This is a genomic window from Curtobacterium sp. MCBA15_007 (assembly GCF_001864905.1).
In the GTDB taxonomy this organism is placed as follows: Bacteria; Actinomycetota; Actinomycetes; order Actinomycetales; family Microbacteriaceae; genus Curtobacterium; species Curtobacterium poinsettiae.
The window spans coordinates 58,719-73,265 of record NZ_MJGM01000014.1; the positions used below are offsets into that span (position 1 = coordinate 58,719).

The window sequence follows — 14,547 nt, forward strand, 5'->3', positions numbered from 1 at the left end:
TTCCCCATGTCGATCACCGTCCTGCTCGAGGTCCAGTTCCAGAGCGACGCCCCCGAAGACGCGCTCCAGGGTGCGATCCGCGAGACGCTCGAACAGACCGCGTCGTTCCACGGCCTGGAGTCGCTCGAGGTCCTCGTCGACGACGAGGACCCGGCGCGCATGGTCGTCGTCGAGTCGTGGACGACCGCCGCGGACCACGACACGTACGTGGCCTGGCGTGCGACGCCCGAGGGTGCTCCGGCGATGGCACCGTTCCTCGAAGCGACACCGGTCACCCGCACCTTCGCGCGGACCATCCCGCTCCACTGAGCCGACACCGGCCCCGCCCCACGGCGCATGGGTCGGCGTCGGCCGCGGTCGGTCAGACCACGTCGTCGTCGGTGTCGAGCGGCACCGGCCGTTCGTCGTCGGGGAGCACTTCGTCGTTCGCGTCGTCGACCACCGGGAGGTCGTCGGGGTCGAGCACGGTGGGCTCCGGTTCGTAGTCGGTCTCCTGCGCCTCGCGGAAGTCGTCGAGGGTCTCGTCGTCCTTCGGATCGCTCATGGCCCCGAAGGTACCTCCGGATCCTCAGTGTGTCCGCAGACGATCACCACCCCGAAGCCGGTCATCGAGCGGCGTGCTCCCGGGCCTCCATGGCGTCCCAGGCGAAGCTCGCCAGCCAGTGGGTGGAGTAGTACTCCTCGCCCACGCTCGCCGCGAGCCCGGAGGTCAGCAGCCGGTCGGCGGCGTCGTCGAGCAGGTCCGCGATGCAGGAGTCGTCCGAGCTGCCGGCACGGAGTGCGTCCGCGATGCGCCGGGCCGATCCCGCCCGCGACAGGTCGAGCCCGAACAGGTGCACCTGCTGCGGATCGTTCTCGTCGCGCACCACCGTCGACCGCAGGATCGCGTCGCCCGGCTGCACCGCGGCGAAGAAGCCACGGGCCCACGTCGCGAACTCCGCAGCGGGCAGCACCGCACGCATCAGGTCGGCTTCGGCGAGACCGGCGGACAGGAAGTCGTGCCCACTCCGCTCCCAGGCGAACGGCCACCCGGCGTCCGCGCCGAACCAGTCCCGTGCTGCCCCCTCGACCGCTGCCGCCAGGGCCGGACGGTCGAGTGACCGGGCGGCCTCGAGCACGAGCAGCAGCCCGAACGCCGAGTTCGAGTGCACGCCGTGCCGGACCGGGTGCGCGGCACCGTCGATCCACCGGACGACCAGGTCTTCGAGGACGTCGACGACGGGCGCGAACCCCGGTGCGAGTGCCCGGACGGCGGGCGCCTCGGATGCCGACACCTCGGCGGCGAGCCGTGCGAGCCAGGCCCAGCCGTAGGGGCGCTCGTAGTGCGGTGTCTCGCGCAGGTAAGCGGCCTCGGTCGCCAGGTGATCCGTCGTGAGGTGCGCCTGCAGGATCGAGGTGAGCCGGGCCTCCAGGTCGGTGGGCAGACCGTGCGCGACCAGGCGCGCCGCGAGCCAGTGCATGTGCACCGACGAGTGCCAGTCGTACGACGTGGCGAAGGCGGGGTGGAGCTCGACGGGCAGTGCCCGGTCGTCCGGCCCGGACGTCGCGTGGTGCGCGGCGTACGGGTACTCACGGGTCGTGTTGTCCGCGGCGACGGCCGCGAAGCGGTCGGCCCAGGCCGCCCGGGTCAGGTCGATCGGGGCGGCATCAGAATGCGACAAGGTACATGACTCCCATGTTGACGACGAGCAGGATGGCGGCGGTGGGGATCTGCGCCTTGATCGGGCCGTACTTGTCCCGCATCTCGAGCAGGGCGGCCGGCACCAGGTTGAAGTTCGCGGCCATCGGGGTGACGAGCGTGCCGCAGAAGCCGGCGAGCATGCCGATCGCGAAGATCGCGGCCGGGTTGCCGTCGAAGCCCTGCACCAGGACGGGCCAGCCGATCGCGGCCGTCATGATCGGGAACGCGGCGAACGCGTTGCCCATGATGATCGTGAACAGGGCCATGCCCAGGCAGTAGATGACCACTGCGGCGAGCAATGAGCCGTCGGGGAGGACCGACTTGATGATCGTGCCGACCGCGTCGCCGACCCCCGCCTGGGTGAAGACGATGCCGAGGGTCGAGAGCATCTGCGGCAGCAGCGCCGCCCAGCCGATCGCCTGCAGGAGCCGACCGCCCTCGCGGATCGGGGTGGCGATCTTCGGCGGGCGCAGGACGAACACGGCCACGACCACGGCGAGGACCGAGCCGATGCCCAAGCCGGTCAGGGTCGCGCTCCCCTCGGCCAGCAGCGGTTCGCCGCCGAACGAGACGAGCGGGCCGAGCGTCGCGACCAGCACGGCGACCACGGGCACCACCAGGGCCGGGATGAAGAGCCGGTTGCCGTACTTCGTCGCGAACGCGGCACGCTCGTCCGGGCTGGTGGTGGCGAGCACACTCGTGCTGCCGCTGCCCGCGCTCGTGATCTTCTGCGTCACGCCGGTGGGTTCGGCGGGGCCGGTCTCCGCACCGGTACCGGCGCCGGGGATGCTCGCGACCCGGGTGCGGCTGGTCGTGCCGGTGAAGCCGAGTCCGGCGAGCGCGACCATCACGAGGACGGCGATGCCGAGCGTCCACGCCGGGATGCTGCCAGCGGCGACGAACGTGCCGGCGAAGAACGACAGGCCGAGGATGCCCCAGAACGCGGCGTTGCCGACGCGCTTCGCGTGCGCGGTGTCGGTGACGATCAGGACGGCGACGGCGATGAAGAACGCGCCGATGAGCCAGTAGAGCCATTCGCTGGTGATCACGCTGCGGCCCCCAGGGTCGGAGCGTCGGCACGGGCGTCCGCCGCCATCTTGTCGAGTCGGCGGTCGAACAGCAGCAGGCGTCCGCCGTGGACGATCAGCGCCGCGATGCCCGTCGGGATCGCCCACAGGGCCAGGTCGATCGGTTCCAGCGACAGCCCGTAGGTCGCGTCGACGAACGTCGTGATGAGCAGGATGGAGCCGACCGCGACGAAGACGTCCTCGCCGAAGAACACCCCGACGGTGTCGGACGAGGCCGAGTAGCCCTTGATCTTCTCGCGCATGCGGTCATCGATCCGCCCGTACTTCTTCGTCGCCGCGCCCTCGGCCATCGGGTAGACCAGCGGGCGGACGGTCTGCGCCGGGCCACCGATGCTGGTCAGGCCGACCGCCGCGGTGACCTGCCGGATCACCAGGTAGCCGGCGAGCAGACGACCCGTCGTGAGCTTGTCGAGCTTCGCGATCAGACGCTTCGCCTGGTCCTGCAGGCCGTAGCGCTCGATCAGGCCGATGACGGGCAGGACGAGCGCGAAGGTCGTGACGGACCGGCTCGAGGCGAACCCGTTGCCGAACGCGTCGAGGATGCCGACGGGACCGATCCCGCCGATGGCCGCGGTCACTATGCCCGCGACCGTGACGACGAGGAGCGCGTTGACGCGCAACGCGAAGCCGACGATGACGACGGCGACGCCGATGAGGACGAACATGCGGGACAGTCTGGACCGCATTGTTCAACAATCGCAAGAGCCGGTTCTGCTCTGTAACACGCCCTTCACAAACGCCGCCCGTGCCAGGATCGGTGCCATGACCCGAACCGTCGGCGGCGCTGACTCCACGGCCACGCGGTTGCGCACCATGATCGCGTCGGGCGACTTCTCCCCCGGGGCGCAGCTGTCCGAGGAGCGGTTGAGCGATCAGCTCGGGGTGTCGCGGAACACCCTGCGCGAGGCATTCCGGCTGCTCGCCCGCGACCGACTGGTCGAGCACGTGTTCAACCGCGGGGTGTTCGTCCGACGACTCTCCGCCGCCGACGTCACCGATCTCTACGCGGCTCGGCGGGTTCTCGAGGAAGCCGCTGTGCGTGCCTGCTCCCCCGACTCGCCAGCCCTTGCCGCGGCCGCCGCAGCGGTCGCGGACGCCCGGGCCGCAGCAGCCGCGGGCGACTGGGGCGCCGTCGGCACCGCCGACATCCGGTTCCACACCGAACTCGTGCGCGCGGTGCCGAGCGAGCGGATCCACGCCCTGATGGACGGCCTGCTCGCCGAGATGCGACTCGCGTTCCTGACCACCGCCGACCCGGCGTCGTTCCACGCCGACTTCGTCGAACGCAACGACGCGATCGTGTCCGCGTTGCGCGGTGGCGACCAGGACGCCGCCTCGGCACTGCTCGCGGTCTACCTCGACGACGCGGAGCGGACGCTGCGGGTCGCCGCCGGCGCAACCGGCTGAGGGACGGACAGGAGGCCCGGCGCGGCTCCGTCCCGCCCGCCCGGTCCGATCGCGGTCGCGCTGGTGCCGGTCGAGCCCTCGGTCAGGACTTCCCGCCGAGCAGCGCCGTCACCGCGTCCACCACGACCTGGCGACGCCGCGGCGGCGTCACGGCCTGCACCAGCGGCTCGTACTCCGGAGCGGTCGCGCTCCAGAACGCCGCGGTGTGCAGGACGAGCCCGAGCAGCACCGCGGGACGGAACGCCCGCGGCAGGACCCCGGCGCGCTGCGCGTGCTCGACCTCGGCCACCGCGTCGGCGTAGCTGGTCGCGACGGACTCGAGTGGGACGTCGGCGCGCTCGAGGCGGTGCCAGGTCGCGAGCCGCTGGGCCCAGGGGCGACGGACGTACGAGTCGTGGACCAGCCCGGCCCAGTCGGCGAGGTCGGCGGTGTCGAGTGGGGCGTCGGCGAACGTCTCGGTCACGGTCTCCGCGACGAGGGCGTCGAACAGGCCCTCCTTGCTGCCGAAGTAGTGGAAGACCTGCGCCTTGTTGCTCGACGCCGCCGCGCCGATCCGTTCGACCCTGCCCGCGGCCAGTCCGACCGCGGCGAACTCGTCCCGCGCGGCGAGCAGGAGTCGTGCGCGCATCGCGTCGGCAGCAGGGGGCGTGAATCGGGCCATGGCGACCACCGTACCGATCACGCGGCCCGCGACGCGGGTGCGACCGTCGCTCAGGGCCGCCTGATCCCCCGAACCTAGGATGAGCGAGTGACCCTCCGACTCCACGACCTGGACCTGCGGGGCTTCGCCTCGGACAACTACGCCGGCGTGCACCCCGAGATCCTCGCGGCGATCGCCGAGGCCAACGACGGACACCAGACCGCGTACGGCGAGGACGTCTACACGGCGCGTCTCCACGAGGTGGTCCGGCAGCACTTCGGGTCGCAGGCCGAAGCGTTCCCGGTGTTCAACGGGACCGGCGCGAACGTCGTCGGCCTGCAGTCGATGCTGCCGCGTTGGGGTGCGGTGGTGTGCACCTCGACCGCGCACATCCACACCGACGAGGCCGGAGCACCCGAGCGCATCGGGGGCATCAAGCTGCTGACGGTCGATGCACCGGACGGCAAGCTCACCCCCGAGCGCATCGACCGGCAGGCCTGGGGCTGGGGCAACGAGCACCGTGCGCAGCCGCTCGTCGTGTCGATCACCCAGACCACCGAGCTCGGCACCGCCTACACGGTGGACGAGATCCGGACGATCGCCGACCACGTGCACTCGCTCGGCATGACGCTGCACATGGACGGCGCCCGCATCTCGAACGCCGCGGCATCGCTCGGGGTGCCCCTGCGCGACTTCACCACCGACGCCGGCGTCGACGTGCTGAGCTTCGGCGGGACGAAGAACGGCATGCTCCACGGCGAGGCGATCATCGTGCTGAACCCCTCCGCGTCCGAGGGGTTGCACTACCTGCGCAAGATGAACATGCAGCTCTCGTCGAAGATGCGGTTCGTCTCCGCCCAGCTCATCGCCATGCTCAGCGATGACCTGTACCTGCGCTCCGCCGGGCACGCCAACGCGATGGCCGCCCGCCTGCGCGGTGCACTCGAGGCCGGCATCGCCGACGGCAGCATCCGAGGTGTCGGCTTCAGCCAGCAGACCCAGTCGAACGGGGTCTTCGCGACCCTGCCCGCCGGCGTGGCCGACCGGCTGCGGGAGCACTTCCGGTTCTACGACTGGGACGCCAGCCGCAACGAGGTGCGGTGGATGTGCGCGTACGACACCTCGGAGCAGGACGTCGACGACTTCGTCGCAGCCCTGACGCGCGAGCTCGACCCCGCCTGAGCCGGCCCGGCGCACTCCGGCGTGGCGGTCAGATCACCCGAACGGGATGACCCGCACCACGATCGCCACCACGAGCATCGCCATCGCGACCACGGCGGCCCGCCACAGCACCTTCCGGTGGTGGTCGCCGAGGTTCACGTTGGCGAGCGACACCAGCAGCAGGATCGCGGGGACGAGCGGGCTCTGCATGTGCACGGGTTGCCCGACGACCGAGGCACGGGCCATCTCCGCCGGTGTGATCCCGTACGCCGAAGCGCTCTCGGACAGCACCGGCAGGATCCCGAAGTAGAACGCGTCGTTGCTCATGAAGAACGTCAGCGGCATGCTCAGGATGCCGGTGATGCCCGCCAGGTACGGGCCCATCGAGTCCGGGATGACCGCAACGAGCCAGTCGGCCATCGCAGCGACCATCCCGGTGCCGTCGAGCACCCCGATCAGCACCCCGGCGGCGAACACCATCGACACGACACCGACGATGCTCGGGGCGTGCGCGACGATCTGCGCGGTCTGCTGCTTGAGCTGCGGGAAGTTCACGAGCAGGGCGATCGCCGTGCCGATCATGAACACGAAGTGCAGCGGCAGCAGGCCCATCACGAGCGCCACCATCACGGCGACGGTCAGTGCCAGGTTGAACCAGATGCGCTTCGGGCGCAGGGTCGGACGGTTCGGGTCGAGCATCGTCTCGGCCATCGTGCCGGTGCCCGCGCCCTCGTCCGTCGCACCGGTTCCGTCCACGCCGTCGCCGTCCGCACGTCGGCCGTCGGCCTTCCCGCCGCGCAGCCCGAGCGCGACCGTGGGGCTCGTGAACATCCCGCCGCCGGTCCCGCCGACCGCCGCGAGCACGCGCGACCCGGCCCGGGCGTTCGCGCGCTCCGGCACCCCTGCACCCCGCGAGGCCTCGGTGAACTCGATCAGCCCGAGGCGCTTCCGCTCCCGCAGCCCCATCGTCCACGCGAACGTGAAGCACAGCAGCAGCCCCACCACGAGCGACGGCACGAGCGGGACGAAGATGTCCGTCGGGTCGATCTTCAGTGCAGCGGCGGCCCGGGCGGTGGGACCACCCCACGGCACGATGTTGAGCGTGCCGTTCGTCAGACCGGCGACGCACGTCATCACGACCGGGCTCATGCCGAGCTTCAGGTAGATGGGCAACATCGCCGCGGTCACCACGATGAACGTCGTCGAGCCGTCCCCGTCGAGCGAGACCGCGCCCGCCAGCAGGGCCGTCCCGAGCACGATCTTCGCCGGGTCGTTGCCGGTCACCCGCAGGATGAACCGGACGAGGGGGTCGAACAGGCCGACGTCGATCATCAGCCCGAAGTACATGATCGCGAACATCAGGAGCGCAGCCGTCGGCGCCAGGGTGCCGATCGCCTCGGTCACCATGTCGCCGAGTCCCAGGCCCGCCCCCGCGAACAGGCCGAACACGGTCGGCACGATGATCAGCGCGAGCATGGGCGACATGCGCTTGGTCATGATCAGGACCATGAAGGTCAGGACCATCGCGTACCCGAGGATGACGAGCATCAGGACTCCTTCGTCCGTGTCTGGCGGTCCGGGCACGCTACGACCCGGCCTGGAGGCGCGGCGCGCTTCTGCACATTGGCGCACCATCGCGCGTTGACCGCATTCTGCGCATTGTGCGCAAGCAGGTCGGCGCACCCTCCGTACGCTGGGGTCGTGACCGACGACCGTTCACGGCGCCCCAGGCTCCGCTTCGCCACCCAGGTGCTCGTCCTGCAGCTCGCCGTGGTCGTCGCCGTCGTCGCCCTGACCAGTGCCGTGTTCGTCCGGATCGAGGTCACCCGGCTCGAGCGCGCTGCCGAGGGGACCGCACTGGCGATCGCGCAGAGCGTCGCCGCCCAGTCCGACGTCCGGGCCGCGGTCGCCCGGCTCAGCGTCGACGGCACCGTCCTCGACCGAGCGACCCTCGCCGACGGGCCCGTCCAGCGTGCTGCCCTTGCCGCCCAGCGCCGGACCGGGGCGCTCTTCGTCGTGGTCACCGACGACCGGGGTGTCCGGCTGGCCCACCCCGACGTCGACCGCATCGGCGAGATGGTGAGCACCTCCCCCGACGCCGCACTCGCCGGACGCGAGACCGTGTCCTGGGCCCGCGGCACGCTCGGCGAGTCGGCGCGGGCGAAGGTGCCCGTCTCCGCACCCGCAGCCGGCGGGGCGGGGACGAGCCGCGCCTCCAGGCAGTCCACCGTCGTCGGCGAGGTGAGCGTCGGGTTCACCCGGGCACGCGTCTACGACACCCTGGTCGAGGACAGCATGCCGGTGATCGGTGCCGGGCTGGCGGCGGTCCTGCTCGCGCTGATCGCGTCGGTGCTGATCCGACGCAGGTTGGTGCGGCTGACGCTCGGGCTGCAGCCGGAGGAGCTCGTGACGCTCGTGCAGAACCAGCAGGCCGTGCTCGGCGGGGTCGGTGAAGGCGTCATCGCGATCGGCCCGTCGGGGGCCGTCACCGTCTGCAACCCCGAAGCCGTGCAGTTGCTCGGGCTGGCGGACCCGGTCGGGCAGCCGGTGGGTTCCCTCGACCTGCCCGCGCCGCTCGGGTCGATGCTCGACGGGGGTTCCGCCGCTCCGGCGAGCGCCACGATCGTCGCCGGGCACCGGGTGCTGCTCGTCGACGTCCGCACCGTGTCCCGCGACGGACGCGACCTGGGCCGGGTCGCTGTCCTGCGCGACCGCACCGACGTCGAAGCCCTGACCCGGCGGCTCGACGCCGTCGGAGCGATGAGCACAGCGCTCCGGGCGCAACGCCACGAGTTCGCGAACCGACTGCACGCGATCTCGGGGCTGCTCGACATCGGCGAGACCGCACGGGCGCGGGCGTACCTGGCGGACGTGCAGGAGCGCGGACCGCTGCGCTACCCGGTGCAGCACGCCGACCGGTTGACCGAGCCGTACCTGCAGGCGTTCCTCGGGGCGAAGGGCGTCGAGGCCGCCGAGCGCGGGGTGCTGCTGCGGGTCGGGGCGGAGACGCTCGTGCAGGGGACGATCACCGAGCCGGGCGACGTCACGACCGTGCTCGGCAACCTGGTGGACAACGCGGTGACGGCGGCCCTCCGCGGGGACGAGCGCACGCGTGACGGGGGCTCCCCGTGGGTGGAGGTCGAGGTGCTCGACGACGGCACGACCCTGCACCTGTCGGTGATGGACTCCGGGCCGGGGGTGCCGGACGGTGCCGCGGACTCGCTGTTCGTCCGAAGTGCGGCGACCGCCGCGTCCGGGGACGTCGCGCAGGTGCACGGGCTCGGGATCGGACTGCCGTTGTCGCGGGAGATCGCCCGGCGGCACGGTGGCGACGTGTGGCTCGCCTCCCCCGGCGGCGACGACCACGGCGCGGTGTTCTGCGCCCGACTGGAAGGAGTGGTGTCGTGAGTTCCGTGTTCACCGTGCTGGTGGTCGACGACGACTTCCACGTCGCAGACCTGCACCGGCGGCAGGTCGACCAGGTACCGGGGTTCCGGGCGCTCGAGCCCGTCGGGACCCTCGCGGCCGCCCGCTCCGCGCTGTCGAGCAGAGCCGTGGACCTGGTGCTCGTCGACGTGTACCTGCCCGACGGCAGCGGCCTCGACCTGCTGCGGTCGATCGACACCGGCGCCGACGCCTTCGTGCTGAGCGCGGCCTCGGACTCCGGCACCGTGCGCCGGGCGATGCGGAGCGGAGCGCTCGCCTACCTGATCAAGCCCTTCGCAGCCGGGGTGCTGGCCGAGCGGCTGCAGGCGTACGCGCGGTCGCGGAACGTGCTCGACGAGCGGTCGACGCTCGACCAGGAAGCCGTCGAGCGGGCGTTCCGGATCCTGCACGCCGGGGACAGCGGTGGGGCATCCCCGTCCCGGGCGGCCACTGCTGCGCTGGTGCTCGAGCAGCTCGTCGCCGGTGAAGAACGATCGGCCGCCGAGGTCGCTGCGGCGATCGGGGTCTCGCGGGCGACGGCGCAGCGGTACCTGGCGCAGCTCACGGCCGACGGGACGGTGGCGATGCAGTTGCGGTACGGGGCTGCGGGGCGGCCGGAGCACCGGTACGTGCGGCGGTGAGTCAGCCGTTCCGAAGACTGCGCCGTGGCACCATCGGTGGATGACCGACGCTGCGCGATCCGACACCAGGACTGATCCGTTCCCCTCGGGGACTCCCGTTGCGCTCCGAAGCCTCAACGACTTCGGCGAGCGCGGCGAAGCGGTCGGCTTCGCGGTCGCCGGCCGGGTCCTGGTGGACGACGACGAGCTCGCGGTGGTCGCCACGACGGTCGGCTCGGCCGTCCGACGACGAGCGGGCGTCGGGAGCGGCCCCAACGGACGCCTCGTGCTTCCCGAGGACTGGGACGGCTCCTACGTCGACGACCGGTGGGTCGGCTCCAGCGTCGTCCGCGTCCATCAGAAGGGAACGCGCTGGTCCGTCTGGCGTTGGCACGACGGGTCGGACTGGCTTCCCGACTGGTACGTCAACCTCGAGCTGCCGTGGGTGCGGACGCCGATCGGGTTCGACAGTCAGGACTGGACACTCGACGTGGTGGCGACCACCGAACCCGACGGTTCGTGGTCCGTCCGGTACAAGGACGAAGACGAGCTCGAGTTCTACGCGGCCGGCGGGTACTGGCCGGCGGCGATGCGGGCGATCATCGAGCGCGCTGGCGAAGAAGCCACCGAACTCGCGGTCGCGCAGCGCTTCCCGTTCGACACCGATTGGTCCGGCTGGGTGCCCGACCCGGCGTGGGGCACGACTGCGCTCCCCCAGGAGTGGAGCGCCGTGCAGTGATCCGCGGAGTCGGTGCAGCGTTGCACAGCCTCCTACGCTCGCTGTCGTGAGCGAGTTCGTCCGGTACCAGAGCGCCGTTCCCAACCGTCGCGGGCGGTTCCCGGGGGTCTTCGCCCTCGCCAACGGTCTGCAGCGGGACGGCAGGCTCAGTGACGCCGAGACCAGGTGGCTCCGAGAAGCGAACCTGCACGCGACCGCGATGTACACGGACCCGACCACGGTGCAGCCCGACTGCTACGACGAGACCCGCAACCCCGGGGCCCGGGCCTGGTTCGCCGCCGACGCCGTCGAGCTGCTCGAGATGGTCGGCCCGTACCTGGAACTCCTCGACCGCCACGGGATCCCGTGGATGCAGCTCGTGACCCGCTCGCCGGGTCGGATCGTCTACCGGGACGCGGTCCAGGTCGTCGCGGTGCCACACACGCACGCTGACGCCTGGCCCTTCCGGCCGACACGGGAGGGGCGGACGCCCTAGCCCTGTCCCTGGTCCGTGAGCCGCCATCCGGACGCCGTCTTCGTGAAGCAGAAGCTCCAGGTGCGCGTCCCGTTCATCGGCTCCGATTCCTCCGACGCTCGACTCGTCACCGTCGTGTCGACGCAGGACTCTGTCGTGTGGCCGGGGTTGAACGGCACCGATTCCGCCTTGTCCGCGACGGTGTACTTCCGCAGCGTCGGGTTCCGGCACCACGCCCACGTGCTGTCGAGCGTCAACGCCTTCGTCACGTCACACCGTTGCGCCTCGGCCGCAGCGAGGTACGCCTTCGTCACCTCGACCGGAGACGCTGACGACGGCGGCAGGTCGGGCGAGCTGCACCCGGTCATCAGTGCCAGCCCAGCTGTCACCACGATGGTCGTAGCGAGGGTGCGCGTCAGGAGCGGCGAACGCCCCGGCAGCCTGCTCGTCCGCACCTGCACCCCTCACACTGCCGCCGACGGTCCGACGGTCCGGCGGTCTCGGCAAGCGAAGCGCACGACCTCGCACCAGCGCAATGAGTACCCCCACAGCCGCGCTGCCCACTTCTCGCCGACTCAACCCCTTGCGTATTTCACCGGATACCGGCAGGTTGGACTCGTGCGACGCAGCGGGTGCATTGCAAGTCCGCTTGAGCGCGCAACGACCCCGGAAGGAGACCGCACATGATCGCCATCGAGATCGTCGCCGCCGCGCTAACCGTCGTCCTAGTCGCCTTGCCGGCGCGCGGCGTCATCGGCAGGAACGGGATCGCCGGCATCCGCACCAGGGCAACCATGCGCAGCGACGAGAACTGGCTCCTCGGCCACCGCGCAGCGGTCGTCCCGACGAGCATCGCCGGTGGCGCGACGGTGGTCGTGGGCCTGGTCTCCGTCGGACTCGGACGCGCCGACGACGTTCCCGCGTTCGTCGCCTGCGCCGTCACCCTCGTCGGCGGGGCGCTCTGGAGCGTGGTCGCCGCAGGCCGCGCGACCAGATGACGGACAGGAGGCACGGGGCGGCGCCGCAAGCGGCCTCCAGACCGTCAGGTGGTCCCGTGACGATCTGCACCCGCGCGGGCATCTCGGGGCGCAGCACCGTCGGGCCGGACACCCCGGTGTGTAGATTCGACTCCATGGCGACCTGGGGGAAGTCGGGGACACAGCGCTTCGCAGCAGTGGCATCGGGGAGTTCGAGCCGCGGAAGACGTCGTCGGCTGCGGCGTGTGGTGTGGGTGCCGCTTGCGATCGGCTGCGCAGTCCTCACGCTCGCAGGATGCGCCGAAGACGAGCCCCCGGCCGTCTACCCAGACGTCCGGTGGGTTGGCGCAGCACCATCGGGGCCGCTCGAGAAGGACCCCTGGGTACGAGCAGTCCGCGCAGAGCTCGAAGCGGAGGCTGTGGCGCGCAACCGGAACGACTTCAGCATCCCCGAACTCGCTCACAGCGCGACGCCTTCCTACATCGATCGCCTCGCCAGCGTGGCGATGGAGACGCTCCGCCAGAACCACGACACCGACCTCTTCGCCGGCCCCTGGCCGTTCGCACCCACAGAGGTCGAACTGGGCAACGGGAACAACGGTGAGGACGTGGCAGCTGTCCGCGGCTGCAAGGCGCGCAACTGGACCATGACCCCGGGGCGATCGCTCGGCAGCCTCGATGCCGGGTACGGAGTCGAGTACCGGCTCGAGCGTGATGGCAACGGAGTGGTGCGAGTCGATTCGTTCGCCGGGCTCCCGAACTGCGATGGTCGTGTTCCGCTCCGCGTGGCGATGTTCGATCCGGTGCCCGAGCCGTCGTCAGTGACCGATGTGAATGAACTCGTCAGGCCTGACGGAACGACCGTCGGGCGACCTCGACGATAGCCGCGGAACGCATGCCCGCACGGGTGGCGTCTGGGCGGGAGGCGAACACGTCGATCGCCTCGACGACGCGGTCGAACCGCCTCGACCGGCCGGTACGAGCACCCGACAGCCGCGTGCTCGACGTCACGTGCGGTCAGACAGACCGAGGCCCGGGTCGGCGATCGGCTGGAGGTGAGAGGATTCGCTCGCGTCCGCACTGCCGCGGCGTCCACGACTTGCGTGTCGTGCGCGGATATCGATTTCAAACAAGACCGAGTCGGCCTTGCTGTGAGGTGGCCCCAGTGGTCTTGTTGGAAGCGGAACGTGCAGGCTCCCTGCGGCGCGAGCTGGAAGCCGCGCGTGCGGACGGCCACGCGCGCACACGGCTGGAACCGTTCCCGAGCCGCGCGGGCGCACGGTGGCTGCTCCGGCTCGCGTTCGCCGTCCCGTTCCTGATCCTCGCCGTCGTCAGCGCCGACCCCACCGTGGCCGACGTCACCGTCAACCGCTCCGTCGTGGACCACGTCGCGACACTGAGTTGGGACCGGGCGGACGTCTCGTGGCTCAGTGAGCTCTACCCGCCGCTGGGCACGGTCCTGGTGCGGCTCATCCCCGGTGGCGCCGCCGGCCTCGCGGCGGCCGGGGCCCTGGTCGCCGGGATCCTGCTGCAGCAGTTGCTCGAGGCCATGGTCCAGCGACGCTTCCCCTGGTGGAAGAGCACGGTCTTCCTCGTCGCGATCGGCGCGAACCCGCTCTTCGCATACACCGCCACGGGCAACTTCGAAGCGCTCCTCGGCATCGCACTGTTCGGGATCGGCGCGATCAACATGGTCCGCTTCGTCTCCAGCCGGAACACCAAGGCGGGCTTCGAGTCCGGGATCCTCTTCATGCTCGCGGCGTTGGCGGATGCTTCGGGGCTCGTCCTCGTGGTCGCGGCGGCGATCACCGCCCCACTGCTCTCCGTCGCCCGGCGGAGCGAGTCGGGGGCGCGATGGTCGAACGTGCTCATCGTGCTGTTCCCGACGATCGCGGTCTTCGGGGCGGTGATGTTCCTCGAGGCGCTGTTCGGACGGAACCCGTTGCTGGTGTTCCAGAACGCCGTCCACTACGACCCCGCGCTCTGGGCGCTCGTCCCGGAGCTCGTCACGACACTCAACGGGCTGCTCATCCTCGCCCCGGTCGTGAGCGGTTGCGCCCTGGCGCTGCTGAGCCGGCGCCCCGGCTCGGTCCTGATCTCGGTGTTCGTCTTCGGGGCACTGATCATCGGCTACGTGGGCGGCCTCATCCCGGTGAACTCCGCGGGCAACGTGTTCCTCATCATGACGATGATGGGCATCGCCGTGGTCCCCGCCGCCCGGACCACCCGGGTGAGTGGCCTGATCGCTGCCGTGGGCGCAGCGCAGATCGTGATCGCGTGGGCGGCTGCGTTCAACCGGCCGATCACGCTGCAGTGGATGGCCGCCATCGGTGCATCGCTCGGGTGGTGGTGAC

At 71.0% G+C, this 14,547-nt stretch carries 17 protein-coding genes; 10 read left to right on the forward strand and 7 right to left on the reverse strand.

Features of this window, described 5'->3' with window-relative positions; genetic code table 11:
• The first annotated feature begins 6 nt into the window (after nucleotides 1-6).
• Entirely contained in the window at nucleotides 7-309 is a 303-nt protein-coding gene (locus tag BIU95_RS07670; RefSeq protein ID WP_017886861.1) for a putative quinol monooxygenase, read from the forward strand.
• A gap of 52 nt (nucleotides 310-361) precedes the next feature.
• On the opposite strand, the gene BIU95_RS07675 is transcribed toward BIU95_RS07670, so the two are convergent.
• The 4 genes from BIU95_RS07675 to BIU95_RS07690 form a co-directional block, all read right to left on the reverse strand.
• Nucleotides 362-544, reverse strand: a complete 183-nt coding sequence (locus BIU95_RS07675; protein ID WP_071251269.1) for a hypothetical protein — start codon at nucleotides 542-544, stop codon at nucleotides 362-364.
• Nucleotides 545-605: 61 nt separating this feature from the next.
• On the reverse strand, nucleotides 606-1,661 hold the full coding sequence (locus BIU95_RS07680; RefSeq protein WP_254783312.1) for a DUF2891 family protein: 1,056 nt from the start codon (nucleotides 1,659-1,661) through the stop codon (nucleotides 606-608).
• Nucleotides 1,648-2,730 (reverse strand): DUF979 domain-containing protein, encoded by a 1,083-nt coding sequence (locus BIU95_RS07685; RefSeq protein ID WP_071251271.1) that lies wholly within the window; start codon nucleotides 2,728-2,730, stop codon nucleotides 1,648-1,650. The genes BIU95_RS07680 and BIU95_RS07685 overlap by 14 nt, the downstream gene beginning before the upstream one ends.
• Entirely contained in the window at nucleotides 2,727-3,434 is a 708-nt protein-coding gene (locus tag BIU95_RS07690; RefSeq protein ID WP_017886865.1) for a DUF969 domain-containing protein, read from the reverse strand. The genes BIU95_RS07685 and BIU95_RS07690 overlap by 4 nt, the downstream gene beginning before the upstream one ends.
• Before the next feature lie 97 nt (nucleotides 3,435-3,531).
• Between BIU95_RS07690 and BIU95_RS07695 the strand changes: the two genes are divergently transcribed.
• Nucleotides 3,532-4,176, forward strand: coding sequence for a GntR family transcriptional regulator (locus BIU95_RS07695; protein ID WP_017886866.1), 645 nt, complete (start codon nucleotides 3,532-3,534; stop codon nucleotides 4,174-4,176).
• An 82-nt stretch (nucleotides 4,177-4,258) separates the two neighbouring features.
• Here BIU95_RS07695 and BIU95_RS07700 read toward each other — a convergent pair whose 3' ends face one another.
• Nucleotides 4,259-4,837, reverse strand: a complete 579-nt coding sequence (locus tag BIU95_RS07700; protein WP_071251361.1) for a TetR family transcriptional regulator — start codon at nucleotides 4,835-4,837, stop codon at nucleotides 4,259-4,261.
• An 87-nt stretch (nucleotides 4,838-4,924) separates the two neighbouring features.
• Between BIU95_RS07700 and BIU95_RS07705 the strand changes: the two genes are divergently transcribed.
• Nucleotides 4,925-5,998 (forward strand): low specificity L-threonine aldolase, encoded by a 1,074-nt coding sequence (locus BIU95_RS07705; protein WP_071251272.1) that lies wholly within the window; start codon nucleotides 4,925-4,927, stop codon nucleotides 5,996-5,998.
• Nucleotides 5,999-6,031: 33 nt separating this feature from the next.
• Here BIU95_RS07705 and BIU95_RS07710 read toward each other — a convergent pair whose 3' ends face one another.
• The gene (locus BIU95_RS07710) at nucleotides 6,032-7,525 is read right to left on the reverse strand and encodes a CitMHS family transporter (protein ID WP_139179695.1); all 1,494 of its coding nucleotides are present in this window, start codon (nucleotides 7,523-7,525) and stop codon (nucleotides 6,032-6,034) included.
• Between the two features lie 153 nt (nucleotides 7,526-7,678).
• Here BIU95_RS07710 and BIU95_RS07715 point away from each other — a divergent pair, with 153 nt between their 5' ends.
• Genes BIU95_RS07715 through BIU95_RS07730 form a run of 4 tightly spaced genes read left to right on the forward strand, consistent with a single transcriptional unit; the run spans nucleotide 7,679 to nucleotide 11,237 of the window.
• Nucleotides 7,679-9,385 carry a sensor histidine kinase gene (locus BIU95_RS07715; RefSeq protein WP_071251274.1) on the forward strand — a complete coding sequence of 569 codons (1,707 nt, stop codon included), beginning with the start codon at nucleotides 7,679-7,681 and terminating at the stop codon, nucleotides 9,383-9,385.
• Nucleotides 9,382-10,044, forward strand: coding sequence for a response regulator (locus tag BIU95_RS07720; protein ID WP_071251278.1), 663 nt, complete (start codon nucleotides 9,382-9,384; stop codon nucleotides 10,042-10,044). Before BIU95_RS07715 ends, BIU95_RS07720 begins: the two co-directional genes overlap by 4 nt.
• Before the next feature lie 40 nt (nucleotides 10,045-10,084).
• Nucleotides 10,085-10,762 carry a DUF402 domain-containing protein gene (locus BIU95_RS07725; RefSeq protein ID WP_017886872.1) on the forward strand — a complete coding sequence of 226 codons (678 nt, stop codon included), beginning with the start codon at nucleotides 10,085-10,087 and terminating at the stop codon, nucleotides 10,760-10,762.
• A gap of 46 nt (nucleotides 10,763-10,808) precedes the next feature.
• Nucleotides 10,809-11,237, forward strand: coding sequence for a hypothetical protein (locus BIU95_RS07730; protein ID WP_042540680.1), 429 nt, complete (start codon nucleotides 10,809-10,811; stop codon nucleotides 11,235-11,237).
• On the opposite strand, the gene BIU95_RS07735 is transcribed toward BIU95_RS07730, so the two are convergent.
• Complete coding sequence (locus BIU95_RS07735; protein ID WP_017886874.1) at nucleotides 11,234-11,584, reverse strand: hypothetical protein; 351 nt, start codon at nucleotides 11,582-11,584, stop codon at nucleotides 11,234-11,236. The genes BIU95_RS07730 and BIU95_RS07735 overlap by 4 nt on opposite strands.
• 315 nt (nucleotides 11,585-11,899) lie before the next feature.
• Between BIU95_RS07735 and BIU95_RS07740 the strand changes: the two genes are divergently transcribed.
• The 3 genes from BIU95_RS07740 to BIU95_RS07750 all read left to right on the forward strand — a co-directional run bounded on the left by BIU95_RS07740 (nucleotide 11,900) and on the right by BIU95_RS07750 (nucleotide 14,546).
• Nucleotides 11,900-12,214, forward strand: a complete 315-nt coding sequence (locus BIU95_RS07740; protein WP_017886875.1) for an SdpI family protein — start codon at nucleotides 11,900-11,902, stop codon at nucleotides 12,212-12,214.
• A gap of 134 nt (nucleotides 12,215-12,348) precedes the next feature.
• On the forward strand, nucleotides 12,349-13,077 hold the full coding sequence (locus tag BIU95_RS18180; RefSeq protein WP_139179696.1) for a hypothetical protein: 729 nt from the start codon (nucleotides 12,349-12,351) through the stop codon (nucleotides 13,075-13,077).
• Nucleotides 13,078-13,358: 281 nt separating this feature from the next.
• Nucleotides 13,359-14,546, forward strand: coding sequence for a hypothetical protein (locus tag BIU95_RS07750; protein ID WP_017886877.1), 1,188 nt, complete (start codon nucleotides 13,359-13,361; stop codon nucleotides 14,544-14,546).
• Nucleotide 14,547 lies beyond the last annotated feature (1 nt).